The sequence below is a fragment of the Streptomyces sp. Ag109_O5-10 genome (genome assembly GCF_900105755.1).
In the GTDB taxonomy this organism is placed as follows: Bacteria; Actinomycetota; Actinomycetes; order Streptomycetales; family Streptomycetaceae; genus Streptomyces.
Map to the genome: position 1 here is coordinate 8,068,086 of NZ_FNTQ01000001.1, position 23,082 is coordinate 8,091,167.

Genomic DNA, 23,082 nt, shown 5'->3' on the forward strand with positions numbered 1-23,082 from the left:
CGACGCGGGATGAACTGCGACGAGGCCAGATGAACTCCAGTTACGCCGTCCCGGCGGTCGCCCTCGTGGTCGTCGCGACCGTCCTCGTCGGCGCCTTCGGACTGCGCATCTCCCGGACCACCTCCGACTTCTACGTCGCCTCGCGCACCGTCGGCCCGCGCCTCAACGCGGCCGCGATCAGCGGCGAGTACCTCTCCGCCGCCTCCTTCCTGGGCATCGCGGGACTGGTCCTCGTGCAGGGCCCCGACATGCTCTGGTACCCGGTCGGCTACACGGCCGGCTACCTCGTCCTCCTCCTTTTCGTCGCCGCCCCGCTGCGCCGCTCCGGCGCCTACACCCTCCCCGACTTCGCCGAGGCCCGGCTCGCCTCGCCGACCGTACGGCGGCTGGCCGGGGCGTTCGTCGTCGGCGTCGGCTGGCTCTACCTGCTGCCCCAACTCCAGGGCGCCGGACTCACTCTGACGGTCCTCACCGGCGCCCCCGACGCACTCGGCGGGCTCATCGTCGCCGTGGTCGTGGTCGCCACGGTGGCCGCCGGCGGCATGCGCAGCATCACCTTCGTACAGGCCTTCCAGTACTGGCTGAAGCTCACCGCCCTGCTCGTCCCCGCCCTCTTCCTCGTCCTCGCCTGGCAGCGCGCCGGCGCCCCCGTCCACGCCTTCGACGAACCGGCCACCTTCCGCGCCCAGCGCGTCGTGGACGTCCAGGACGGCCTCTCCCTCCGGCTCGACCGCCCGCTCACGGTCACCGTCTCCGGCACGGTCGACGGCCGCCCGCTCCGGGACACCCGGGTCACCCTCCCCGAGGGCACCCACCGCATCGCCGCCGGCACCCGCCTGACCTTCACCAGGGGCACCCGCGTCCCTGTCACCGACCGGGGCACCAACGGCGGCATGTCCACCTCGCTCGCCGAGAGCCGCGAGGAGCGCCCGCTGTACGCCACGTACGGCCTGATCCTCGCCACCTTCCTCGGCACCATGGGCCTGCCGCACGTCGTCGTCCGCTTCTACACCAGCCCGCACGGGGTCGCCGCCCGCCGCACCACGGTCGCCGTCCTCGCCCTGATCGGCCTCTTCTACATCCTGCCGCCCGTCTACGGCGCCCTGAGCCGCCTCTACACCCCCGAACTCACCCTCACCGGCGAGACGGACGCCGCCGTCCTGCTGCTGCCCGACCGGGTGATCGGCGGCCTCGGCGGCGACCTGCTCGGCGCACTGGTGGCGGGCGGCGCCTTCGCCGCGTTCCTCTCCACCGCCTCCGGCCTCACCATGGCGGTCGCCGGGGTCCTCACCCAGGACGTCCTGCCGTCCCGCGGCGTACGGCACTTCAGGCTCGGGACCGTCCTCGCCATGGCCGTACCGCTCGCCGCCAGCGTGCTGGTGGGCGGTCTGCCGGTCGCCGACGCCGTGGGCCTCGCCTTCGCCGTGTCCGCCTCCTCCTTCTGCCCGCTGCTGGTCCTCGGCATCTGGTGGCGCCGGCTCACCCCGCCCGGCGCGGCCGCCGGGATGCTGGCCGGCGGTGGTTCGGCGTTCTGCGCGGTGGCCGCGACGATGGCCGACCCGCCCGGCACCGGCGACCTGCACGCCCTGCTGGCCTGGCCCGCGCTCTGGTCGGTCCCGCTCGGGTTCCTCACCATGATCCTGGTCTCCCTGGCGACCCCGGGCCGGGTACCGCCCGGCACGGCCGCGATCCTGGCCCGCTTCCACCTGCCGGAAGAGCTGCGCGCGGAGGTCAAGGCGTGACCGGGTTCCTGGCGGGCCTCCTCGTGGCCGTCCTCCCGCTCCTCGCGGCCGGCTTCTGGCTCGGCCGCCGCACCGCCCGCCCGGAGAACCTCGGCGGTCTCGGCACCCCCGTCGAGCACGCCACCTTCGAGACCCTGCACACCGCCGCCCTCGCGGCGCCCCCGCTGCGGGCCGGCCTGACCGAGGAGACCGCCCGCCGCTCGGCCCGCCGGCTGCGCACCCTGCTCGGCACCGACGCGCTCTGCCTCACCGACCACGAGAACCTGCTGGTCTGGGACGGCGTCGGCGACCACCACCGCACCGAGATCATGGAGCGGCTCGCCGGGCCGCTGGAGTCCGGCCGCGGCGAGGCCTTCCGGCTGCACTGCGAGACCCCCGACTGCCCGGTCCGCTGGGCCGTGGTCACCCCGCTCACCGTCGACGACCGCGTCCACGGCACCCTGGTCGCCTGCGCCCCCCGCGAGTCCGCCGTCCTGGTCCGGGCGGCCGGCGAGGTCGCCCGCTGGGTCAGCGTCCAGCTGGAGCTGGCCGACCTCGACCGCTCCCGCACCCGGCTCATCGAGGCCGAGATCCGCGCCCTGCGCGCCCAGATATCCCCGCACTTCATCTTCAACTCGCTCGCGGTGATCGCCTCGTTCGTGCGCACCGATCCCGAACGCGCCCGCGAGCTGCTGCTGGAGTTCGCCGACTTCACCCGCTACTCGTTCCGCCGGCACGGCGACTTCACCACCCTCGCCGACGAGCTCCACGCCATCGACCACTACCTGGCACTGGTCCGGGCCCGCTTCGGCGACCGCCTCACGGTCACCCTCCAGATCGCCCCCGAGGTGCTCCCGGTCACGCTGCCCTTCCTCTGCCTCCAGCCCCTGGTGGAGAACGCCGTCAAACACGGCCTGGAGGGCAAGACCGGCACCTGCCGCATCCAGATCACCGCACAGGACGAGGGCGCCGAGGCCCTGGTCGTCATCGAGGACGACGGTGCCGGCATGGACCCCGTGCTGCTGCGCCGCATCCTCGCGGGCGAGACGAGCCCCTCCGGGGGTATCGGCCTGTCCAACGTGGACGACCGGCTCCGCCAGGTGTACGGGGACGACCACGGGCTCGTGATCGAGACGGCGCCCGGTGCGGGTATGAAGATCACCGCGCGGTTGCCCAAATACCAGCCCGGGGTGCACTAGCGCCCCGCGGCGCGCCGTTGTTCGGGTGCGGCGCCGTCGGGGCTGGTCGCGCAGTCCTCCCCGGCCTTCGGCCGGGGGTACTCCCGGCGCCCCTTACGGGGCGCTGCGGGCGGGGGCGCCGGGACGGTTCGGCTGGGTCAGTTGCTCTGGGTGACCACCATCGCCAGGGTCAGCAGGCCCAGGACCACCCAGCCGAACCAGAGCCAGCCGTTGCTGCCGAGGGCCACCGTGTAGGCCGTCACCACGACGAGGCCGCCGACGGTGAGCACCCCCATCGCCTTGGTGGCACCGTCCGAGCCGTTCGCAGAACCGGGCATCGCGACACCCTCCTCATGGTCCGACTCCCTCCATGGTGCCCCGCTCAGCCCTCGCGTGCGTTCAATGAGGCCAAATACGCGTTGTACGCCTCGAGCTCCTTGTCGCCGTCCCGGTCGGCGGCCCGGTCCGTACGCCGGGCCTGGCGCTGCTCGGAGCCGTACCACTGGAACAGCAGGGCGATCAGCACCAGGACGGACGGGACCTCACTGAACGCCCAGGCGATCCCGCCGGCCGCGTTCTGGTCGGAGAGCGCGTCGATGCCGAGCGAGGCGGGCGGGTTCTTGAAGGTCCCCACCATCGGCTCCGACGCCATCATCAACGCGATGCCGAAGAACGCGTGGAACGGCATGCCCGCGAACAGCTCCAGCATCCGCATGAGGTATCCCGGGCGGTGCGGCCCCGGGTCGACGCCGATGATCGGCCAGAAGAAGACGACACCGACGGCGAGGAAGTGCAGCATCATCGCGATGTGCCCGGCCTTGGAGCCCATCAGGAAGTCGAAGAGCGGTGTGAAGTAGAGCGCGTACAGGCTCGCGATGAACAGCGGGATCGTGAAGGCGGGATGGGTGATGATCCGCATGTACCGGCTGTGCAGCAGGGCCAGCAGCAGCTCACGCGGCCCCTTCCGGCCCCGCCCGGCGACGGGCAGCGCACGCAGCGCCAGGGTCATCGGGGCGCCCAGCAGGATCAGGATCGGCGAGAGCATGCTGATGATCATGTGCTGCACCATGTGCACGCTGAACATGACCATCCCGTAGTCGTTCAGCCTGGTGCACATCACGAGCATGATCGTCAGCACACCCACGACGAACGACACGGTCCGCCCCACGGACCACGCGTCCCCGCGCCGCCGCAGCCGCACCACACCCCACCCGTACAGCGCCAGCCCCGCGAGGCAGGCGACGAGGAAGAAGGGATCCGCCGACCAGTCCAGCCCGCGCCCCAGCGTGAACGGCGGCAGATCCATCGTCATGCCGTGCCCGCTGTGATCCATCCGGCGGCTCCTGATTCGTGGGGGGTTGTACGTTTACTGCCGACCCCAGACTAGAACCGCCGCCGACCGCACGTGCGACCGGGGGCCGGGCAGCCGACTCAGGGGTGCCCCCAGGCCGAAGGCCGCGGGAGGAACCGGGCGACCAGCCACAACGCACCCGCACCGGGCAACGAATCAGAACCTCCTGCGGCGAGGTCCCTCAGAGCACGGTCTCCGCCTCGTCGTAGCGCTGCGCGGGAACCGTCTTCAGCGTCTCCACCGCCTCGGCCAGCGGCACCATCACGATGTCGGTCCCCCGCAGCGCGGTCATGTGACCGAACTCCCCGCGGTGCGCCGCCTCCACCGCGTGCCAGCCGAACCGCGTCGCCAGGACGCGGTCGTACGCCGTCGGCGTACCACCCCGCTGCACGTGCCCGAGGATGACCGGCCTCGCCTCCTTGCCGAGCCGCTGCTCCAGCTCGATGGAGAGCTGCCGGGCGATCCCGGCGAACCGCTCGTGGCCGTAGATGTCCTTGCCGCCCTCGTCGAAGGCCATCGTGCCCGGCTTCGGCTTGGCTCCCTCCGCCGCGACGACGATCGCGAACCGCTTGCCCGCCTCGAACCGCTCGCCGACCCGGCGGGCCAACTCCTCGATGTCGAAGGCCCGTTCGGGGACGACGATGGCGTGGGCGCCGGCCGCCATCCCGGAGTGCAGGGCGATCCAGCCGGTGTGCCGGCCCATGACCTCGACGACGAGCACCCGCTGGTGGGACTCGGCGGTGGTCTTCAGCCGGTCGAGGGCCTCGGTGGCGACCCCCACGGCCGTGTCGAAGCCGAAGGTCACGTCGGTGACGGCGATGTCGTTGTCGATGGTCTTCGGGACGCCGACGATCGGCAGGCCGGCGTCCGACATCAGCCGGGCCGCCTTCAGCGTGCCCTCACCGCCGATCGGGATGATCGCGTCGAGGCCGAGCTCGGCGACATGGCCCCTGGCCCGCTCCACGCCGTCCCGCAGATGGGAGGGCTGGACCCGGGACGATCCGAGGATGGTGCCGCCGCGGGCCAGGATGCCGGCCACGGCGTCGAGGTCGAGCTTGAGGTAGTCGCACTCCAGGAGGCCCTTCCAGCCGTCCCGGAAGCCGATGACCTCGTCGCCGTGGTCGGCGACGGCGCGGTGCACGACGGACCGGATGACGGCGTTCAGGCCGGGGCAGTCGCCGCCGGAGGTGAGGACACCAATGCGCATAGCCCGAAACAACCTTCTCCACGTGGGCCGGAGACCGGACCACGCTGTCCGGCTGACATCGCGGCCACCCTACCGGCGCAAGGGGGTCATTCCGTACCGGGCGTCCGCCTGCTGGACGCGCCCGCACATGTGAGCGGACACCCTGTCAGGCGGGCCCGGGACCGGCCGTTCCGACGCAGCTCAGGCGGGCTGCTGAGCGGCCGCGATGCGCTCGTTGCGCAGTGCCTCGTACCAGCGGTCGTCGATCGGCGGCAGCGCGTTCACATCGAGCGCCAGCTTCAGCAGCAGGTCCGCGATGAGCGGGTTGCGGGCGAGCACCGGACCGTGCATGTACGTGCCGAAGACGGTGTCGTTGTACGCGCCCTCCGTGCCGTCCCCGGTGCCGTTGCCCTTGCCCAGCTGGACCCGGGCGAGGGGGCGGGCGGTGGGGCCGAGCTGAGTGACGCCCTGGTGGTTCTCGAACCCGGTGAGCGGGGGCAGCCCGAGCCGCGGGTCGATGTCGGCGAGGACGTCACCGACGCACCGCTCGCCGGTGCCGCGCACGGTGGTCACGTCGAGCAGGCCGAGACCGGGCTCGCGCTGCCCGAGGTCGTTGATGAACTCGTGCCCGAGGATCTGGTAGCCGGCGCACACGGAGAACACGATCGCGCCGTTCTCCACCGCCCGGTACAGGTGCCCGTCGCGGCGCAGCCGCTCGGCGGCGAGCCGCTGCGGACGGTCCTCACCCCCGCCGATCAGGTAGATGTCGCCGGAGGTCGGGATCGGCTGGTCGCTGCGCACGTCCAGCCGGGCCACGTCGAGACCGCGCTGCCGGGCCCGGCGCTCCACGACGAGCGCGTTGCCCTGGTCGCCGTAGGTGCTGAGCAGGTCGGGGTAGATCCACACCAGCCGCAGTTGGTTGTCGCTCATGAACGGTTCGTCCTTCGTGGTCAGTTGCCGACGCGGCGGCGCAGGTCCTGGAACGCGGTGTAGTTCGCGATGACCTCGATCCGGCCCGGCGGGCACATCTGGACCGCCTGGTCGAGGGAGTCGCAGACCTGGAAGTGCTGGTTCGCGACCTCGAGACGTACCGCGAGGTCCAGCTTGCGGTCACCGAGCACGAAGATCGGGTGGCCGGTCAGGCGCGTGTAGTCGACGTCCCACAGCCAGGAGGTGTCGGTGCCGTCGGCGCCGCGCGCGTTCACGGAGAGGATGACCGGCGCCGGCGGCGGGTCGATCAGCGAGAACGTCTCCAGCCAGCCGGCCGGGTTCTTGGCGAGGAGCAGACGCAGGTCGCGCCCCTGGAACTGGACGACGTCGTAGCGTCCCGCGACGGCCTGCACCTGGTACATCCGCTCCAGGGCGACCTGCGGCGGCACCCCGAAGACCGCGGCGACGGCGGCCGAGGAGGCTGCGTTCGCCTTGTTGGCGCGCCCCGGCAGCTGCAGGTGGATCGGCCAGGCCGACCCGTGCGGGTCGAGCACGTGGTCCCCGGAGAGCACCCAGCTCGGCGTCGGCCGCCGGAACCCGCACTCGCCGCAGAACCAGTCGTCGCCGGGCCGCTGCATCACACCGCCGCAGGACGGGCAGGACCAGGCGTCGTCCTTCCACATCTGCCCGGCGGCGACCCAGATCACGTTCGGGGAGGAGGACGCGGCCCAGACCACCAGCGGGTCGTCGCAGTTCGCCACGATGACGGCCTTCGACCCGGCCAGCCCCTCCCGCCAGTTCTCGGCGAGCATGCGGGTCTCGGCGGCGCGGTCGAGCTGGTCCCGGGAGAGGTTGAGCAGGGCGATGCACTTCGGGTCGGTGTCCCGGGCCACCCCGGCCAGGTACTTCTCGTCGACCTCGATCACACCGAACTTGGACTCAGAGCCGCCCGCCAGGGCCGAGGTGATACCGGCAGGCATGTTGGCGCCGAGCGCGTTGGAGACGACCGGCCCCGCGGCCTTCAGGGCCTCGGCGATCAGCCTGGTGGTCGTCGTCTTGCCGTTCGTCGCCGAGACGAGGGTCACGTCCAGGTTCTGGGCGAGCCGGGCGAGTAGGTCGGGGTCGAGTTTGAGCGCCACCCGGCCACCGATCACGGATCCGCTGCCGCGCCCCGCTGCCCGGGACGCCGCCGCGACCGCCTTGCCCGCGGTCACGGCCAGCTTGGCCCGCGGCGTGAGCGGGTCCGAGTTGCCTGCCATCAGTTCTCGATCCTCCTTGCGTACGCGCCGCGCCTGAGCCATCCGGCAACGTGGTGTGCACCTCAGCCTATCGAGATCCATTCGCACACCCGAATTCCGGCCCATGCCTGCGCGGCGAGCAGGGGCCCACCCGAACCGTACCCTTGCGGCCATGCGACACGGTTCCATTCCGGGCGCCCACGGGCGGGTCCGGCCCCTCACCCTGCTCGGCGACCCCGTCCTGCACGCCCGCTGCGCGGAGGTCACCGAGTTCGGCCCCGAACTCTCCCGGCTCGTGGAGGACTTGTTCGCGACGATGTACGCGGCGGAGGGTGTGGGCCTGGCGGCGAACCAGGTGGGCGAGCCACTGCGGGTGTTCGTCTTCGACTGCCCCGACGACGAGGACGTCCGGCACCTGGGCCACGTCGTGAACCCCCGCCTGGTGGCGGCGGACGGCATCACACTCCGCGGCCCCGAGGGCTGTCTGTCCCTGCCGGGCCTGGAGGCGGGCACGGAGCGGTACGACCACGCGGTGGTCGAGGGCTTCACGGCGACGGGGGAGCCGATCACCGTCCACGGCACGGGCTTCTTCGCGAGATGCCTCCAGCACGAGACCGACCACCTGGAGGGCCGCGTCTACGCCGACCATGTCACGGGCTGGCGCAAGCGCAGGCTGATGCGCCAGGTGGCCACCTCCTCGTGGCGCCGGTGAGGAGAGACACCGGGGGCGCGGGGCCGTATTCGATGTACGGCCACCGCCGCATTCGACGTGCGGCCACCGCCGCGTGGGCGCGACGAGCCCCCACCGGCGGTCAGCCGAAACCCGACCCTCAGAACCCCGGGCCGCCGATCTTGTCCCCGGCCGCAGCGAGCCGCCCCCACAAAAGGTCCGCCAAACTCTTCACCAGTTCCGCACGAGAACAGGGCCGTTCCCCCAGCCACCAGTCCCCTGCGGCATGCATCATCCCGACGATCCCGTGCCCCCACACCCGCGCCAGCTGCTGGCTCCCGGGCCCGAGGTCCAGCCGGTCCTCGATGACCTGCGCCAGCTCCTCGCCCATCCGCCGCAGCAGCGGAGCCGAGTGCTTCCCCACGTCGAACCCCTGGTCGGCCCCCGTGCCGCCCTCGGCGGGATGCATCAGGAACCGGTACACCTGAGGCCGCGCCTCGATCGCCGCGAGGTACGTGTCCAGGGTCGCCTCGACGCGCTCACGGCGCTCCGCCGGAGCGTCCAGCGCGGCCCGCAGCGAGTTCAGCAGCGCGTCCGTGTGCCGCTTGGCCAGTGCCGCGTACAGCCCGCTCTTGTCGCCGAAGTGGCGGTAGAGGATGGGTTTGGTGATGCCCGCCTCCGCCGCGATGGCGTTCATGGAAGCCTGTGGGCCGTCGCGCAGCACCACCCGGTCGGCGGCCTCCAGCAGCTCGCGCCGTCGGCGGTCGGCGGACCGTTGCTGTTCGGTCCGCTGCGTGGTGTCCATGTGCTCTCCCCACCCCGTGCTCTTTTCGGTGACGCCTGCGCAAACTAACACCTGACAGCCATCTGCTCTCGAACTGGCTGCCGAGGTGACCTTGGGAGTTGACTTTTCCTACCGACGAGTAACAGACTCGGGTTACCGCTAGTAACACATTATGCGCCGCCGCTGGAGGGGTCATGGCCGAGTTCACCATGGAACTCAACGACGAACAGAAGGAGGTCCGGGACTGGCTGCACGGTTTCGCCGCCGACGTGATCCGTCCCGCAGCCGCCGAATGGGACGAGCGTGAGGAGACTCCCTGGCCGGTCATCCAGGAGGCCGCGAAGGTCGGCATCTACTCCCTGGACTTCTACGCCCAGCAGTACTTCGACCCCACCGGCCTCGGTATCCCGATGGCCATGGAGGAGCTGTTCTGGGGCGACGCGGGCATCGCCCTGTCCATCGTGGGCACGGGCCTCGCCGCCGTCGGCGTCCTCGCCAACGGCACCGAGGAGCAGATCGGCACCTGGATCCCCCAGATGTACGGCGACACCAACGACGTGAAGGTCGCCGCGTTCTGCTCCTCCGAGCCCGACGCCGGCTCCGACGTGGCCTCCATGCGCACCCGGGCCGTCTACGACGAGGCCAAGGACGAGTGGGTGCTCAACGGCACCAAGACCTGGGCGACCAACGGCGGCATCGCCAACGTCCACGTCGTCGTCGCGGTCGTCGACCCGGAGCTCGGCTCCAAGGGCCACGCCTCCTTCATCGTCCCGCCGGGGACGCCCGGCCTGTCCCAGGGCCAGAAGTTCAAGAAGCACGGGATCCGTGCCTCGCACACCGCCGAGGTCGTCCTGGACAACGCCCGGGTGCCCGGGTCCTGCCTGCTCGGCGGCAAGGAGAAACTGGACGAGCGCCTCGCCAGGGCCCGGGAGCGGGCGAAGTCGGGCGGTGAGCGGGTGAAGAACGCGGCGATGGCCACGTTCGAGGCCTCGCGGCCCGCCGTCGGCGCGATGGCCGTCGGTACGGCCCGCGCCGCCTACGAGGTCGCCCTCGACTACGCCGTGACCCGGGAGCAGTTCGGGCGGCCGATCATCGACAACCAGGGCGTTGCGTTCCAGCTCGCCGACATGCGGACGGCCGTCGACGCGGCCCGGCTGCTGGTGTGGCGGGCGTCCTGGATGGCGGTGAACGGGAAGCCGTTCACCGCGGCCGAGGGCTCGATGTCGAAGCTGTTCGCGAGCGAGACGGCGAAGAAGGTGACCGCCCAGGCGATCCAGATCCTGGGCGGGAACGGGTACACGCGGGAGTATCCGGTGGAGCGGATGCACCGGGACGCGGCGATCTACACGATCTTCGAGGGGACGAGTGAGATCCAGCGCCTGGTGATCGCCCGTACCTTGTCGGGGATGCCGATCCGGTAACGCCGCGGGGTGCGGGTGCGTCGCGGGCCGGCCGTGCGTCGTGGCTGCCCGCGCAGCTCCTCCCCCAGCTTTCGGCCGGGGGTACCCCCAGCACCCCCGGGCGAACTCCTCACCGGTGCTTCAGAGGGGTCAGTTGCTCGATGTCGTAGCGCTTGCGGAGTATCTCGATGGCCTCGTGGTCCGGAGGACCGCCGCTGCCCAGGATCTCCAGGAGTTCCTCGAAGTAGCGCTCGTGGTCGGGTGGCGGGGAGGACTGGAAGAACATCCGCGCGGGGGCGTCCGTCGGGTTGGCGAAGGCGTGCGGGCAGCCGGGGGGCACGGCGATCAGCGTGCCCGGGGTTGCCCGTACCACCCTCGTGCCCGAACTCGACTCCCACTTCTGCCAGTTGTCGGGGGTGCGGATGCGTGGCTCGAAGGCGAGGACGTCCAGCTCGCCTTCGAGGACGTAGAACAGCTCCTCGCTGCGGGTGTGCACATGGGCGCCCACGTCGAAGCCCGGCGGGACGTCCACCTCGAAGGTGGAGGCCATCCGCGAGTGCGTTCCCGTCACCTTGAAGGTGACGCGCTGGGCCGGCGTGTGGACCACGCGCCCGTGTCCCGGTGGGACGAGGAGTCCCTCGGCTGTGGTCATGGGCACTCACCAGGTCACCGGTAGTGCTTCGGGTCCCCGGATCAGCGCGCCCTTCCTGAAGGGCACCTGCTCCGGAGGTACGGCGAGCCGCAGGCCGGGCAGCCGGTCGAGCAGGGCGTCGAGGAGGAGTTCCTCCTCCAGCCTGCCGAGCCGGCCGCCGGGGCAGTAGTGCGGGCCGAACCCGAAGGAGACGTGTGGGTTGGGACTGCGGGTGAAGTCGATCGTCTCGGGGTCCGGGAAGACCTCCGGATCGCGGTTGGCGGCCAGGTACGAGACGTAGACCGCGTCGCCCGCGCGGATCCGTACGCCCCCGATCTCCACGTCCCGCGTGGCGATCCGGGACAGCCCGACCGCGCTGCGGTGCGGGATCCAGCGCAGCAGTTCGTCGAGCGCCCGGGGGCGGATCGCCGGCTCGGTGCGCAGCCGGTCGAGGAGGTCGGGGCGGGTCAGCAGCAGGTAGAGCATCTGCCCGCTGTTGTTGGTGACCGCCTCGCCGCCGATCTGGAGGAGGACGGCGAGACCGACGGCCTCCTCCAGCGTCACCTCGCCGCGGCCCACGGCGGCGCCCAGCAGTGAGCACACGTCCTCGCTCGTGCTGTGCTCCCGCAGCTCGACGAGCTCGGCGAAGTAGGCCCTCATCTCGCGCTTGGCCTCCTCGCTGACCTCCTTGCCGTGGCTGGAGGACAGGATCAACTGGGTCCAGATGTGCATGGTGTCCCGGTCGGCGGCCGGTACGCCCATCACCTCGCAGATCACCGCGATGGGGAACGGGCTGAGCACCGTGGCCGTGAGGTCGGCGGGCGGGCCGTCCTGGACGAGCTCGTCGACGAGCTCGTCCAGCATCAGGCGGGCCTTCTCCCGGACCCGCTCCACACCCTTGGAGGTGAGCGCGGGGGCCACCGTGCGGCGCAGCCGCGTGTGGTCGGGCGGGTCCAGGAAGCCGACCGCGCCGCGGTCCGGGATGAAGTGCGGGGCGAGCCGGGTGACCGGCTGCGTCGTCACCGCCTCACGGCTGAACCGGGGGTCGTTGGCCACCATCCGCACGTCGTCGTACCGGGTGACCAGCCACGCCCAGCCCTCGCCGTTGGGAAGCCGGATCCGGGTGACCGGGCCCTCCCGCATCAGCTCCGCCAGGGTGGGGTCGAAGTCCACCCCCGCCAGGTCCGGCACCTCCCAGTGCCGGACCGGGCAGGCGGCCGCGCGGGTGGCCGCACCGGCGGCCTCCTCTGCGGCTTCGCCGGCGGGGTCGAGCGGTTCGGTGAGTGCCATCTCTATCGCGCCGCCTCTCCGCCCGGACGCCGCCAGCGACCCAGCGACATCTCCGCCGTGATGCCGGGACCGAACCCGGCAAGCAGGCCGCGCGCCTGGTGCTCGGCACCGCCCTCGTCGAACATCCGGCGCAGCGCGTCCAGGACGACGGCGCTCGCGATGTTGCCGTACTCGGTGAGCGTGGACCGGCTGAACCGGAAGGCGTGCGGGTCGACCTGGAGGAACTTGCTCAGGTCGTCCAGGATTCGCGGGCCGCCCGCGTGGACTATGTAGAAGTCCAGGTCGGACGCGTCCCAGCCGTGCATCCCCGCCAGGTCCTGGAGAGCCGGAGCCAGCGGCTCCATGGTCGCGGGGACCCGCTTGTCCAGCAGGAAGTGGAACCCGGTCGCCCGCACGTCGTACATGATCCACTCTTCGGTCTTCGGGATCAGGTACGAGCCGTTGCGTTCGAGTTCGACGCCCGTGCCGCCCTGGCCGCGGACCACGGCGGCGGCGATGCCGTCACCGAAGAGGCCGTTGGAGAGCAGCGAGCCGACGCCGAGGTCGGTCGGCTGGTAGCACAGCGAGCAGAACTCGCAGGCCACGATGAGGGCGTTGGCGTTCGGGTACGCCGAGCAGAAGTCGTGCGCCCGGTTGATCGCCGCTCCGCCCGCCGCGCAGCCGAGCTGCGCGATGGGGATCTGGCGGGTGGTGGAGTCGAAGTCCATCTCGTTGATCAGCCAGGCCGTGAGCGACGGCATCATGAAGCCCGTGCACGAGACGTAGATGATCACGTCGATGTCGGTGGTGAGCAGTTCGGCCTCGTCGAGCGCCCGCTGGATGACTGCGGGGACCCGGGCCTTGGCCTCGGTCTCGTAGAGCTTGTTGCGCTCCTCGAAGCCGGGGTGCTTCAGGGTTTCCTCGATCGGCTGCACGATGTGCCGGGTGCGTACGCCCGTGTTCTCGATCAGTCTCAGCGCCAGCGGCAGCTGCGGGTGGTTCTCGTGGTGGGAGCGCGCCAGTTCCAGCGTCTCCTCCATCGTGATCACGTACTCCGGGACCGACACTGAGGGTTTGCACAAAGTCGCCATGAACCGTGCCTGCTTTCAGCCTTCCGGCGGGTTTGGCCCGACCGGTCAGAGAGGTGGTTCACCTCAGGAGGTGGTTCCTTCACGATCACCCGTGAGGGCGACGATCTCTCGCCGGACTACTCCGAACCGGTGACCCCGTGTCAGGGTCGGAGCAGCACAGAGCTATCCGCACGAGGAGGACGCGATGCCCGGCACGGCCGCGGAAATGCTGGAAAAGACCAGGTCAGAGCTTGCCCCGGACTCGAACGCCAATCCATTGGTCCCCCTCGTCGCCGGCGGCCGGGCGAGTCGGGAGACACTCGCCGCACTCGCCCTGGAACAACACCGTGTGATCCCCGCCGACCGGCGCGCGTTCCTGCATCTGGCGCAGCGCGCTTCCGAGGAGCCGGCGGCCGCCGGGTTCTTCACCTTGCTGGCCGGGGGCGAGGAACTGGCGGCGGAGCGGCTGGGCGCGTTCGCCGAGGCGTGCGAAGTGGATGACGAGCGCATGCGGGCGTACGAGCCCCTGCCGGGCTGCCAGGCGTACCCGGCGTACATCTCCTGGCTGGCCCTCAACGCGGCCCCGGCGGACGCCGTCCTCGCCATCACGGCCAACTTCGCCACGTGGGGCACGTATTGCGCGAGCATCGCGCAGGGCCTGCGCACCCACTACGGCTTCACCGACGAGGCCTGCGCCTTCTTCGACTTCTTCGCGACCCCGGCTCCGGCGCTGGACGCACAGGCGGCGGAGGCGGTGCGGGCGGGACTGGACTCGGGCCGCCTGGACGAGAAGCGGGTGTACGCCTACGGCCGCCTGCTCCAGGCGTACGAGGTGATGTTCTGGACGTCCCTCACTTCACGTACCTAGGGGCGCCGGGGGAGGAACCGCGCGACAAGCCCCCACCGGCCGGCACCCGCCCGAACGACCGTTACTCCCCACTGCTGTGGGCGATACAGGCCACGTCGATCCGGTCGGCGAGCTTCGCGAGCTCGATGGTCAGCGCGGCCACCGTGTCCTCGTCCAGCCCGCCCTCGTCGGCCTCCACCAGACGCAGCCACCGTGCCCCCAACGTCCGCAACAACTTACTCACGTCGGCCGCGGCAACCTGCAAGGTCCCGCGGTCGTCGACGATCAGAGGCAGGGTCACTTCGCGGTTCACACTCGGGATCGTAGTCGCGCAACCCTCACGCACCCTGCCAAACGGTCGTGATGTTGCAGAACTCCCGGATTCCGTGCCCGGACAGCTCACGGCCGTATCCGGACCGCTTCACCCCGCCGAACGGGAACGCCGGGTGGGAGGCGGTCATGCCGTTGACGAACACGCCACCGGCCTCCAGGTCCCGTACGAACCGGTCGACCTCGGCCTCGTCCCGCGTCCACACGTTCGAACTCAGTCCGAAGGGTGAGTCGTTGGCGATGAGGATCGCCTCGTCCAGGTCCCCGGCCCGGTACACCGTGGCCACCGGCCCGAACGCCTCCTCGCGGTGGATGCGCATGTCGCGGTGGATCCCGGCCAGGACGGTCGGCGGGTAGAACCAGCCGGGCCCGTCCGGCCGCTCCCCGCCGCACAGCACCCGGGCACCCGACCGCTTGGCGTCCTCGACCAGCTCCTCCAGGTCCTTGCGCCCCTGCTCGCTGGCGAGCGGCCCGACGTCCGTCGCCTCGTCCATCGGGTCGCCCATGCGCAGCGCCGCCATGCCGGCCACGAACTTCTCGACGAACGCGTCGTAGACGTCGGTGTGCACGATGAACCGCTTCGCGGCGATGCACGACTGCCCGTTGTTCTGCACGCGCGCCGTCACCGCGATCCGCGCGGCGCGGTCGACGTCCGCCGAGGGCATCACCACGTACGGGTCGCTGCCGCCCAGTTCCAGGACCGTCTTCTTGATCATCTCGCCGGCGGTGGCGGCGACCGCGCGGCCCGCGGGCTCGCTGCCGGTGAGCGTCGCCGCCCGTACCCGCTCGTCGCGCAGGATGTCGTCGACCGCGCCGGACCCGATCAGCAGGGTCTGGAAGCAGCCCTCGGTGAAGCCGGCCCGGTGGAACAGGTCCTCCAGGTACAGGGCGGTCTGCGGGACGTTGGACGCGTGTTTGAGCAGGCCCACGTTGCCCGCCATCAGCGCGGGTGCGGCGAAGCGGACCACCTGCCAGAGCGGGAAGTTCCACGGCATCACGGCGAGCACCGGCCCGATCGGCCGGTAGCGCACCCGCACCCGGGACGCGCCCGAGTCCTTCACGTCCGTGTCCGCCGGCTCCTCGTCGGCCAGCAGCTCCTCCGCGTGGTCGGCGTACCAGTGCATCGCCTTCGCGCACTTGGCGGCCTCCGCGCGGGCCTGCTTCAGCGGCTTGCCCATCTCGGTGGTCATGGTGCGCGCGATGTCGTCCAGGTCCGCTTCCAGCAGACCGGCGGCGGCGTGCAGCAGCCGGGCGCGCTCGGCGAAGGTGCTCGTGCGGTACGTGCGGAACGTCGCCTCGGCGAGTTCGAGCCGGCGTTCGAGCTCGTCCTCGTCCATGGGCTCGAACGTTTCGAGCGTCTCGCCGTTCGCCGGGTTGACCGTCGCGATGGGCATGGCTGACCTCCCTGGGAGCGGGCTTGCTAAGACCTTCGCGCGCGGCCGGGTCGGCCGCAACGTATGGGGCTCCGTTCAGCCCGAGTGCTCCGCCAGCCGGTCGAGAAACGTCGCCTGTGCCTTGACGATCACCTCGCGGGCCCGGTCCGGGCTCAGCCAGGCCACCCGGTCCAGTTCGGGGAACTCCTGGATCCGGCCCGAGCGCGGCGGCCACTCCATCACGAAGGTGCCGGGGTCGATCGTGTCCGGGTCCAGGTCCGCCTCGATCGCCCACGCGGTGACGATCTTGCCGTTGGTCTGCCGCACCTCGCCCAGTTCGATCGCCGTCCCGTCCGGCGGTGCGAGCCCCAGCTCCTCCTGGAACTCGCGGCGGGCCGCGTCCCAGGCCGGCTCGTCCGGCTCGTACTCGCCCTTGGGGACGGTCCAGGCGCCCGCGTCCTTCTTCGCGAAGAACGGGCCGCCCATATGGCCGAGCAGGACCTCGACGCCCTCGCCGGTATGCCGGAACAACAGCAGTCCGGCGCTTCGCCTCGGCTCCGTCAACGCCGTACCTCCGGGTGCGCGGCCAGCAGGGTTTCCACCGTATCTGCCTCCTCCGGCCGTTTGTCCTCGCGGTAGCGGACGACGCGCGCGAAGCGCAGGGTGACGCCGGCCGGGTAGCGGGAGGAGCGCTGCAGGCCGTCGTAGGCGATCTCGACGACGAGTTCCGGGCGCACGGTCACCAGCCGGCCGTCGTCGGAGACCTCCAGCTCCTTGAGCCGGGCGGTCTGCCACTGCAGCACCGCGTCGGTCATGCCCTTGAAGGTCTTGCCGAGCATGGCGAAGGTGCCGTCCGGGTTGCGGGCGCCGAGGTGGAGGTTGGACAGCCTGCCGGTGCGGCGGCCGTGGCCCCACTCGGCGGCCAGCACGACCAGGTCGAGGGTGTGGACGGGCTTCACCTTCAGCCAGGAGGCGCCCCTGCGGCCCGCGCTGTAGGGGCCGTCCAGCGACTTGACGACCACGCCCTCGTGGCCGCGAGCGAGGGCGGCCGCGAGGAATTCCTCGGCGGCCGCCGTGTCGTCCGGCCCGGCCACCAGCGCCCGGCGCACCCGCATCGGCTCGGGGACCAGCCGGGCCAGCTCCGCGTGCCGTTCGGCGAACGGAAGGTCGAGCAGGTCGTGGCCGTCGACCGAGAGCGCGTCGAAGAAGACCGGGGAGACCGGGACCTGACGGGCCGCCTTCGCCACGTCGGTCCGGGAGCCGACCCGGCCCGCCGTCTCCTGGAAGGAACGGGGCCGGCCGTCCGCGCCGAAGGAGATCACCTCGCCGTCCAGGACGAACCGGTCGCCGCCCAACGCGCGTGCGGCGGAGGTCACCTCGGGAAGACGGTCGGTGATGTCGTCCAGGGTGCGGGTGAAGACCCGTACCGTGTCGCCGTCCCGGTGGACCTGGACCCGGATGCCGTCCAGCTTCTCCTCGACCGCCGAGCCGCCCAGCTTCTGCACCGCCTCGGCGACCGAGGAGGCGGTGTGCGCCAGCATGGGCAGAACCGGGCGGCCGACGGTGAGCCGGAAGCGGTCCAGGGCCGGCGGGCCGTCCGCCAGCAGCGCCGCCGCGACCGTCTGGAGGGACCCGGCGAGCATCACCGCCCGGCGGACGTCGGCCGGGTCCGCGCCGGTCGCCTGCGCGAGCCCTTCGACCGCGACCGCGTCCAGGGCACCCTGGCGCACCTCGCCGGAGAGCAGCCCCAGCAGGAAGCGCTGTTCGTCCGCCGTCGCCGCGCCCATCAACTCGCCCACGATCCGGACCCGTTCGGCCTGCGCACCGGCCCCGGAGACCTTGCCGAGCTCGCTGAGCCGGGCGTCGACCTCGCGCACGGTGAGGGACGGTTCGCCGGCCGCCGGGACGGGCCGGCTCAGCACCTTCCAGCCGACGCCGAGGCGGCCCTGCGGGATCCGGCCGGCCAGGTAGGGGATGACGACCGGGACGTCGTCGGGAGCCGTCTCCCGGAAGAGTTCGGCGAGCAGCGCGGTCTTGCGGGACCTGGCCGCGGTGGCGGCGACCTCCCGGGACACTTCGGCGAGCCGGGTCAGCAGCATGCAGCCATGGTGCACCGGGTGCGCCCCGACCACACCACCACGTACGCGCCCGGACTACGCCCGCACGGCCGCGTCCAGGTCCGCGAAGAGCAGCTCGCCGTTGATCGCCGCGCCGGCCCGGTAGCCGCGGCTCGCCGCGTTGACCACCTGCTCGGCGAAACCGCTCGCGTTGCCGGCCGCCCACAGTCCCGGCACGGTCGTCCGGCCCAGCTCGTCGATCACCGGGTAGGTGCCGAAGGGGGTCTCGGCCGGCTCCGCGCCGAGCGCGCGGAACAGCGCGTTCTGCGGGACCGGGCGGGGCGCGACGAACAGCGCCTCCCGGTCGTGCACGCCGCCGTCGGCGAGCCGTACGCCGGTCAGCCGGTCGTCCTCGACCCGCAGCCCGGCGACCTCGCCCGGCACCACCCGCACCCCGGCCGCGGCCAGCCGCCGCAGGTCGTCGTCGGTCAGCTCCCTCTCCTCGACCCGGTGCAGGAAGAGGGTCACGTCCTTGGACCACTGGGTGACCATCAGCGCCTGATGCACGCTCATCGGGGTCGTGGCCAGCACGCCGAACGCCTGGTCGCGGACCTCCCAGCCGTGGCAGTACGGGCAGTGCAGCACATCCCGGCCGAAGCGCTCGGCCACCCCGGGGACGGGCGGGAGCTCGTCCTTCAGGCCGGTGGCGACGACCAGCTGCCGGGCCCGGACCGTCCGGCCGCCCGCCAGCACCACCGCGAAGCGGTCCGCCTCGTCCTTCGTCGCGTCCACCGCTCGGTCCCGGACCAGCTCCACCCCGTACCGGGCGATCTCCTCCCGGCCCACCGCCAGGAACTCCGCGGGCGGCATGCCGTCGCGGGACAGGAAGCCCTGCATGTGGGCCGCCGGGGCGTTGCGCGGCTCGCCCGCGTCGACGACCAGGGTGCGGCGCCGGGCCCGGCCCAGCACCAGCGCGGCGGACAGTCCGGCCGCGCCGCCTCCGACGACGACCACCTCGTACGTGTCGGTCATGGTGACCACCTCCGCGGCCGAGGGTCGCCCGGGTACTGCCGGATTGACAAACGTCTTTGCCGAAACTGCAATGCAGGCATGACTACGGACGACGTCCTCGCGGGCGTGGGGCCCCGGCTGCGCCGGCTCCGCAAGGAGCGTGAGGTCACCCTCGCCGCCCTCTCCGAGACCACCGGTATCTCGGTCAGCACCCTCTCCCGGCTGGAGTCCGGGCTGCGCAAACCCAGCCTGGAGCTGCTGCTGCCGATCGCGCAGGCCCACCAGGTGCCCCTGGACGAACTGGTCGGCGCCCCGCCGGCCGGCGATCCCCGGGTGCGGGCCAAGCCGATGGAGCGGTACGGCCGCACCTTCCTGCCGCTCACCCGGCAGCCCGGCGGCCTCCAGGCCTTCAAGGTGGTCGAGCCGCAGCGGAAGCTGGAACCCGAGCCGCGCACCCACGAGGGCTACGAGTGGCTCTACGTGCTGTCCGGGAAGCTGCGGCTGGTGCTGGGGGAGCACGACGTCGTGCTGGGCCCGGGGGAGGCAGCCGAGTTCGACACCCGGGTGCCCCACTGGTTCGGGTCGACGGGGGAGGGCCCGGTGGAGTTCCTCAGCCTGTTCGGGCCCCAGGGGGAGCGGATGCACGTGCGGGCGCGGCCGAAGCGGGCGTGACGAATCCGGCGTTGCCCCGGGCGGCTGTTCCCTCCATGGCAAGCGACCGCTTAGTATGCGGTGGACCCGGTCAGACGACGGTCGGACGACGCAGTCGACGCAGTCCCGTGGAGGCACCGCATGCAGGCATGGCAAGTGCACGAGAACGGCGAGCCGAGCGAGGTGATGCGGCTCCAGGAGGTGGAGCGGCCCACGCCCGGCGACGGCCAGGTGCTGCTCAGGGTGCGTGCCGCCAACATCAACTTCCCCGACGTCCTGATGTGCCGGGGCCACTACCAGGTGCGTCCGCCGCTGCCGTTCACCCCGGGCGTCGAGATCTGCGGCGAGACCGAGGACGGACGCCGGGTGATCGCCAACCCCGCGCTGCCGCACGGCGGTTTCGCCGAGTACGCGGTCGCGGACGCCGCCGCGCTGCTGCCCGCCCCGGACGCGCTGGACGACGCCGAGGCCGCCGCGCTGCACATCGGCTACCAGACGGGTTGGTTCGGACTCCACCGCAGGGCGGCCCTCCAGGCCGGCGAGACCCTGCTCGTGCACGCCGCCGCCGGCGGGGTCGGCAGCGCGGCCGTCCAGCTCGGCAAGGCGGCCGGGGCGCGCGTGATCGGCGTGGTCGGCGGCGCCGACAAGGCCGCCGTCGCCCGCGAACAGGGCTGTGACGTCGTCGTCGACCGGCGCGCCGAGGACGTCGTCGCGGCCGTCAAGGAGGCCACCGGCGGCCGGGGCGCCGACGTGATCTACGACCCGGTCGGCGGCGACGCCTACACCCAGTCCACCAAGGTCGTCGCCTTCGAGGGCCGGATCGTGGTCGTCGGCTTCGCCAGCGGCACCATCCCCAGCCCGGCGCTCAACCACGCCCTGGTGAAGAACTACTCCATCCAAGGCCTGCACTGGGGCCTGTACGCCACCAAGAACCCCAGGCTGATCCTGGACTGCCACCGGCAGCTCACCGAGCTGGCCGCCAAGGGCGCCATCAAGCCCCTGGTCAGCGAGCGGGTCCCGCTGTCCGAGGCCGCGGCGGCCGTCCAGCGGGTCGGCGACGGCGTCACCACCGGCCGGGTCACCGTCGTACCGAACGGAGCCGCAGCATGACCGACGCCGCCGAACTCACGCGCCGCACCGCCGAGCTGCTGGCCGCGTACCCGCCCGCCTCGACGGACCGGCTCGACTTCCTCAAGGCCCGCTTCGACGCGGGACTGGCCTGGGTGCACTACCCGGAGGGCCTCGGCGGCCTCGGCGCCCCGCGCTCCCTCCAGGCCGTCGTGGACGCCGAACTGGAAGCCGCGGGCGCTCCCGACAACGACTCCCGCCGCAACGGCATCGGGCTCGGCATGGCCGCGCCGACCATCCTCAAGTACGGCACGGAGGAGCAGAAGCAGCGCTACCTGCGACCGCTGTGGATCGGCGAGGAGGTCTGGTGCCAGCTGTTCAGCGAGCCGGGCGCCGGATCCGACCTGGCCGCGCTGGGCACCCGCGCCGTCCGCGAGGGCGACGCATGGGTGGTGAACGGCCAGAAGGTGTGGACCTCCGGCGCGCACAACTCCCGCTGGGCCATCCTCATCGCCCGCACCGACCCGGACGTGCCCAAGCACGCGGGCATCACCTACTTCATCTGCGACATGACCGACCCCGGCGTCGACGTCCGCCCGCTGCGGCAGATCACCGGCGAGGCCGAGTTCAACGAGGTCTTCCTCACCGACGTCCGTATCCCCGACTCCCGTCGCCTCGGCGCGATCGGCGACGGCTGGCGGGTCGCGCAGACCACCCTGAACAACGAGCGCGTCGCCATCGGCGGCATGCGGCTGCCCCGCGAGGGCGGCATGATCGGCCCGGTCGCGAAGACCTGGCGCGAACGCCCCGAGCTGCGCACCCACGACCTGCACCAGCGGCTGCTGAAGCTGTGGGTCGAGTCCGAGGTCGCCCGCCTCACCGCCGAGCGCCTGCGCCAGCAGCTCGTCGCGGGCCAGCCCGGCCCCGAGGGCGCCGGCATGAAGCTCGCCTTCGCCCGCCTCAACCAGGAGATCAGCGGCCTCGAGGTCGAACTCCGAGGCGAGGAAGGCCTGTTGTACGACGACTGGACCATGCGGCGGCCCGAACTGGTGGACTTCACCGGCCGCGACGCCGGCTACCGCTACCTCCGTGCCAAGGGCAACAGCATCGAGGGCGGGACCAGCGAGGTCCTGCTGAACATCGTCGCCGAGCGCGTCCTGGGCCTGCCGGCCGAACCGCGCACCGACAAGGACGTCGCCTGGAAGGACCTGGCCCGATGACGGATCTGCTGTACTCGGAGGAGGAAGAGGCACTGCGGGCCGCGGTGCGGGACCTGCTCGCCGACCACTGCGACGCGCCGGGCGTCATCGCCCGCACCGAGTCCGACACCCCGTACGACCCGGCCGCCTGGAAGGCCCTCACCGAGGGCATGGGTCTCGCCGGGCTGCTGGTCCCCGAGGAACTGGGCGGCCAGGGTGCCTCGCACCGCGAGGTCGCCGTCGTCCTGGAGGAGCTGGGGCGGGCGGTGGCGCCCGTGCCGTATCTGACCAGTGCCGTGGTGGCGACCGAGGCGCTGCTGGCCTGCGGCGACGGGCAGCTGCTCGGGAAGCTGGCGTCCGGGCGGACCGTCGGGGCGCTGGCGGTGGGGCTGCACGTCGCGCCGGGCGGCGAGTTCCAGGCCGTACGTGTCGAGGACGGGCGTCTGCACGGCGAGTTGACCGGGATCGCGGACGCGGTCGCCGCGGACGTGCTGCTGGTGCCCGGGGACGACGGCGGGCTGTACGCGGTCGAGGCGGGTGCCGTGACCGTCACCCCGCAGGTGTCCTTCGACCTGACCCGGCCGCTCGCCACGGTCACCCTGGACGGGGCGCCGGGACGGCGCGTGGGCGACGCGGAGCCCGCGGTACGGCGGGCGCTGCGGGCCGGGGCCGGGCTGCTGGCCTCCGAGCAGTTCGGCGTCGCCGAGTGGGCGCTGACCGAGACCGTGCGGTACCTCAAGGAGCGCAAGCAGTTCAACCGGCCGGTGGGCGGGTTCCAGGCGGTCAAACACCGGCTGGCGCAGTTGTGGCTGGAGGTCGTGAACCTGCGTGCGGCGGCGCGCGGTGCGGCCGACGCGCTGGCCTCCGGCGGTGATGCCGAGGTGTCGGTGGCCGTTGCGCAGGCTTATGCGGGGCCGGTTGCCGTGCACGCCGCCGAGGAGGCGCTGCAGCTGCATGCGGGGATCGGGATGACCTGGGAACATCCGATCCACCTGTATCTGAAGCGGGCGAAGGCTGACTCGATCGCCTTCGGTACGGCGGGGGCGCATCGGGAGGCCCTGGCCGAACTGGTCGATCTTCAGGCGCCCTGATTCTCGGCCCTCGGCCACGACGGCCGG

General features: G+C 72.0%; 23 protein-coding genes. 9 read left to right on the forward strand and 14 right to left on the reverse strand.

What is annotated here, in order from left to right; genetic code table 11:
• The first annotated feature begins 29 nt into the window (after nucleotides 1–29).
• On the forward strand, nucleotides 30–1,742 hold the full coding sequence (locus tag BLW82_RS36795; protein WP_093505905.1) for a sodium/solute symporter: 1,713 nt from the start codon (nucleotides 30–32) through the stop codon (nucleotides 1,740–1,742).
• A complete protein-coding gene (locus BLW82_RS36800; RefSeq protein WP_093505907.1) occupies nucleotides 1,739–2,920 on the forward strand; it encodes a sensor histidine kinase in 1,182 nt (393 codons plus the stop codon). Before BLW82_RS36795 ends, BLW82_RS36800 begins: the two co-directional genes overlap by 4 nt.
• A gap of 137 nt (nucleotides 2,921–3,057) precedes the next feature.
• Here BLW82_RS36800 and BLW82_RS36805 read toward each other — a convergent pair whose 3' ends face one another.
• From BLW82_RS36805 to BLW82_RS36825, 5 genes are all read right to left on the reverse strand, one after another.
• Entirely contained in the window at nucleotides 3,058–3,237 is a 180-nt protein-coding gene (locus tag BLW82_RS36805; RefSeq protein ID WP_093505909.1) for a hypothetical protein, read from the reverse strand.
• Between the two features lie 44 nt (nucleotides 3,238–3,281).
• Nucleotides 3,282–4,232, reverse strand: a complete 951-nt coding sequence (locus BLW82_RS36810) for a cytochrome c oxidase assembly protein (RefSeq protein ID WP_093505911.1) — start codon at nucleotides 4,230–4,232, stop codon at nucleotides 3,282–3,284.
• A 199-nt stretch (nucleotides 4,233–4,431) separates the two neighbouring features.
• Nucleotides 4,432–5,457 (reverse strand): 6-phosphofructokinase, encoded by a 1,026-nt coding sequence (locus tag BLW82_RS36815; protein WP_093505913.1) that lies wholly within the window; start codon nucleotides 5,455–5,457, stop codon nucleotides 4,432–4,434.
• 180 nt (nucleotides 5,458–5,637) lie between these two features.
• Nucleotides 5,638–6,366 carry a type 1 glutamine amidotransferase gene (locus BLW82_RS36820; RefSeq protein ID WP_093505915.1) on the reverse strand — a complete coding sequence of 243 codons (729 nt, stop codon included), beginning with the start codon at nucleotides 6,364–6,366 and terminating at the stop codon, nucleotides 5,638–5,640.
• 20 nt (nucleotides 6,367–6,386) lie between these two features.
• On the reverse strand, nucleotides 6,387–7,625 hold the full coding sequence (locus tag BLW82_RS36825; protein ID WP_093505916.1) for a Mur ligase family protein: 1,239 nt from the start codon (nucleotides 7,623–7,625) through the stop codon (nucleotides 6,387–6,389).
• Nucleotides 7,626–7,776: 151 nt separating this feature from the next.
• Between BLW82_RS36825 and def the strand changes: the two genes are divergently transcribed.
• Entirely contained in the window at nucleotides 7,777–8,316 is a 540-nt protein-coding gene (gene def / locus BLW82_RS36830; RefSeq protein WP_093505918.1) for a peptide deformylase, read from the forward strand.
• Between the two features lie 118 nt (nucleotides 8,317–8,434).
• Here def and BLW82_RS36835 read toward each other — a convergent pair whose 3' ends face one another.
• Complete coding sequence (locus BLW82_RS36835; RefSeq protein ID WP_093505920.1) at nucleotides 8,435–9,079, reverse strand: TetR/AcrR family transcriptional regulator; 645 nt, start codon at nucleotides 9,077–9,079, stop codon at nucleotides 8,435–8,437.
• 173 nt (nucleotides 9,080–9,252) lie between these two features.
• Between BLW82_RS36835 and BLW82_RS36840 the strand changes: the two genes are divergently transcribed.
• A complete protein-coding gene (locus tag BLW82_RS36840) occupies nucleotides 9,253–10,479 on the forward strand; it encodes an acyl-CoA dehydrogenase family protein (RefSeq protein WP_093505921.1) in 1,227 nt (408 codons plus the stop codon).
• 109 nt (nucleotides 10,480–10,588) lie between these two features.
• Here BLW82_RS36840 and BLW82_RS36845 read toward each other — a convergent pair whose 3' ends face one another.
• The 3 genes from BLW82_RS36845 to BLW82_RS36855 are packed head-to-tail and all read right to left on the reverse strand — an operon-like array spanning nucleotide 10,589 to nucleotide 13,449.
• The gene (locus BLW82_RS36845; RefSeq protein WP_093505923.1) at nucleotides 10,589–11,110 is read right to left on the reverse strand and encodes a cupin domain-containing protein; all 522 of its coding nucleotides are present in this window, start codon (nucleotides 11,108–11,110) and stop codon (nucleotides 10,589–10,591) included.
• Between the two features lie 6 nt (nucleotides 11,111–11,116).
• Nucleotides 11,117–12,379: a cytochrome P450 gene (locus BLW82_RS36850; RefSeq protein WP_093505925.1), complete on the reverse strand. Its 1,263-nt coding sequence runs from the start codon at nucleotides 12,377–12,379 to the stop codon at nucleotides 11,117–11,119.
• A gap of 2 nt (nucleotides 12,380–12,381) precedes the next feature.
• On the reverse strand, nucleotides 12,382–13,449 hold the full coding sequence (locus BLW82_RS36855) for a type III polyketide synthase (protein WP_093505927.1): 1,068 nt from the start codon (nucleotides 13,447–13,449) through the stop codon (nucleotides 12,382–12,384).
• 184 nt (nucleotides 13,450–13,633) lie between these two features.
• Between BLW82_RS36855 and BLW82_RS36860 the strand changes: the two genes are divergently transcribed.
• Nucleotides 13,634–14,296, forward strand: a complete 663-nt coding sequence (locus BLW82_RS36860) for a thiaminase II/PqqC family protein (RefSeq protein ID WP_093505929.1) — start codon at nucleotides 13,634–13,636, stop codon at nucleotides 14,294–14,296.
• Between the two features lie 61 nt (nucleotides 14,297–14,357).
• On the opposite strand, the gene BLW82_RS36865 is transcribed toward BLW82_RS36860, so the two are convergent.
• From BLW82_RS36865 to BLW82_RS36885, 5 genes are all read right to left on the reverse strand, one after another.
• Nucleotides 14,358–14,588 carry a DUF6213 family protein gene (locus BLW82_RS36865; protein WP_089105419.1) on the reverse strand — a complete coding sequence of 77 codons (231 nt, stop codon included), beginning with the start codon at nucleotides 14,586–14,588 and terminating at the stop codon, nucleotides 14,358–14,360.
• Between the two features lie 25 nt (nucleotides 14,589–14,613).
• Complete coding sequence (locus BLW82_RS36870; protein ID WP_093505932.1) at nucleotides 14,614–15,999, reverse strand: NADP-dependent succinic semialdehyde dehydrogenase; 1,386 nt, start codon at nucleotides 15,997–15,999, stop codon at nucleotides 14,614–14,616.
• A 75-nt stretch (nucleotides 16,000–16,074) separates the two neighbouring features.
• Nucleotides 16,075–16,542 carry an NUDIX hydrolase gene (locus BLW82_RS36875; RefSeq protein ID WP_093505934.1) on the reverse strand — a complete coding sequence of 156 codons (468 nt, stop codon included), beginning with the start codon at nucleotides 16,540–16,542 and terminating at the stop codon, nucleotides 16,075–16,077.
• The gene (locus tag BLW82_RS36880) at nucleotides 16,539–18,077 is read right to left on the reverse strand and encodes an ATP-dependent DNA ligase (protein WP_093505936.1); all 1,539 of its coding nucleotides are present in this window, start codon (nucleotides 18,075–18,077) and stop codon (nucleotides 16,539–16,541) included. Before BLW82_RS36880 ends, BLW82_RS36875 begins: the two co-directional genes overlap by 4 nt.
• A 54-nt stretch (nucleotides 18,078–18,131) precedes the next feature.
• Nucleotides 18,132–19,067, reverse strand: a complete 936-nt coding sequence (locus BLW82_RS36885) for an NAD(P)/FAD-dependent oxidoreductase (protein ID WP_093505938.1) — start codon at nucleotides 19,065–19,067, stop codon at nucleotides 18,132–18,134.
• A 78-nt stretch (nucleotides 19,068–19,145) separates the two neighbouring features.
• Here BLW82_RS36885 and BLW82_RS36890 point away from each other — a divergent pair, with 78 nt between their 5' ends.
• The 4 genes from BLW82_RS36890 to BLW82_RS36905 all read left to right on the forward strand — a co-directional run bounded on the left by BLW82_RS36890 (nucleotide 19,146) and on the right by BLW82_RS36905 (nucleotide 23,055).
• Entirely contained in the window at nucleotides 19,146–19,718 is a 573-nt protein-coding gene (locus BLW82_RS36890; RefSeq protein WP_093505940.1) for a helix-turn-helix domain-containing protein, read from the forward strand.
• Between the two features lie 120 nt (nucleotides 19,719–19,838).
• Nucleotides 19,839–20,807: an NADPH:quinone oxidoreductase family protein gene (locus BLW82_RS36895; protein ID WP_093505942.1), complete on the forward strand. Its 969-nt coding sequence runs from the start codon at nucleotides 19,839–19,841 to the stop codon at nucleotides 20,805–20,807.
• Nucleotides 20,804–21,985: an acyl-CoA dehydrogenase family protein gene (locus BLW82_RS36900; protein WP_093505944.1), complete on the forward strand. Its 1,182-nt coding sequence runs from the start codon at nucleotides 20,804–20,806 to the stop codon at nucleotides 21,983–21,985. The genes BLW82_RS36895 and BLW82_RS36900 overlap by 4 nt, the downstream gene beginning before the upstream one ends.
• The gene (locus tag BLW82_RS36905; RefSeq protein ID WP_093505946.1) at nucleotides 21,982–23,055 is read left to right on the forward strand and encodes an acyl-CoA dehydrogenase family protein; all 1,074 of its coding nucleotides are present in this window, start codon (nucleotides 21,982–21,984) and stop codon (nucleotides 23,053–23,055) included. Before BLW82_RS36900 ends, BLW82_RS36905 begins: the two co-directional genes overlap by 4 nt.
• The last annotated feature ends 27 nt before the right edge of the window (nucleotides 23,056–23,082 follow it).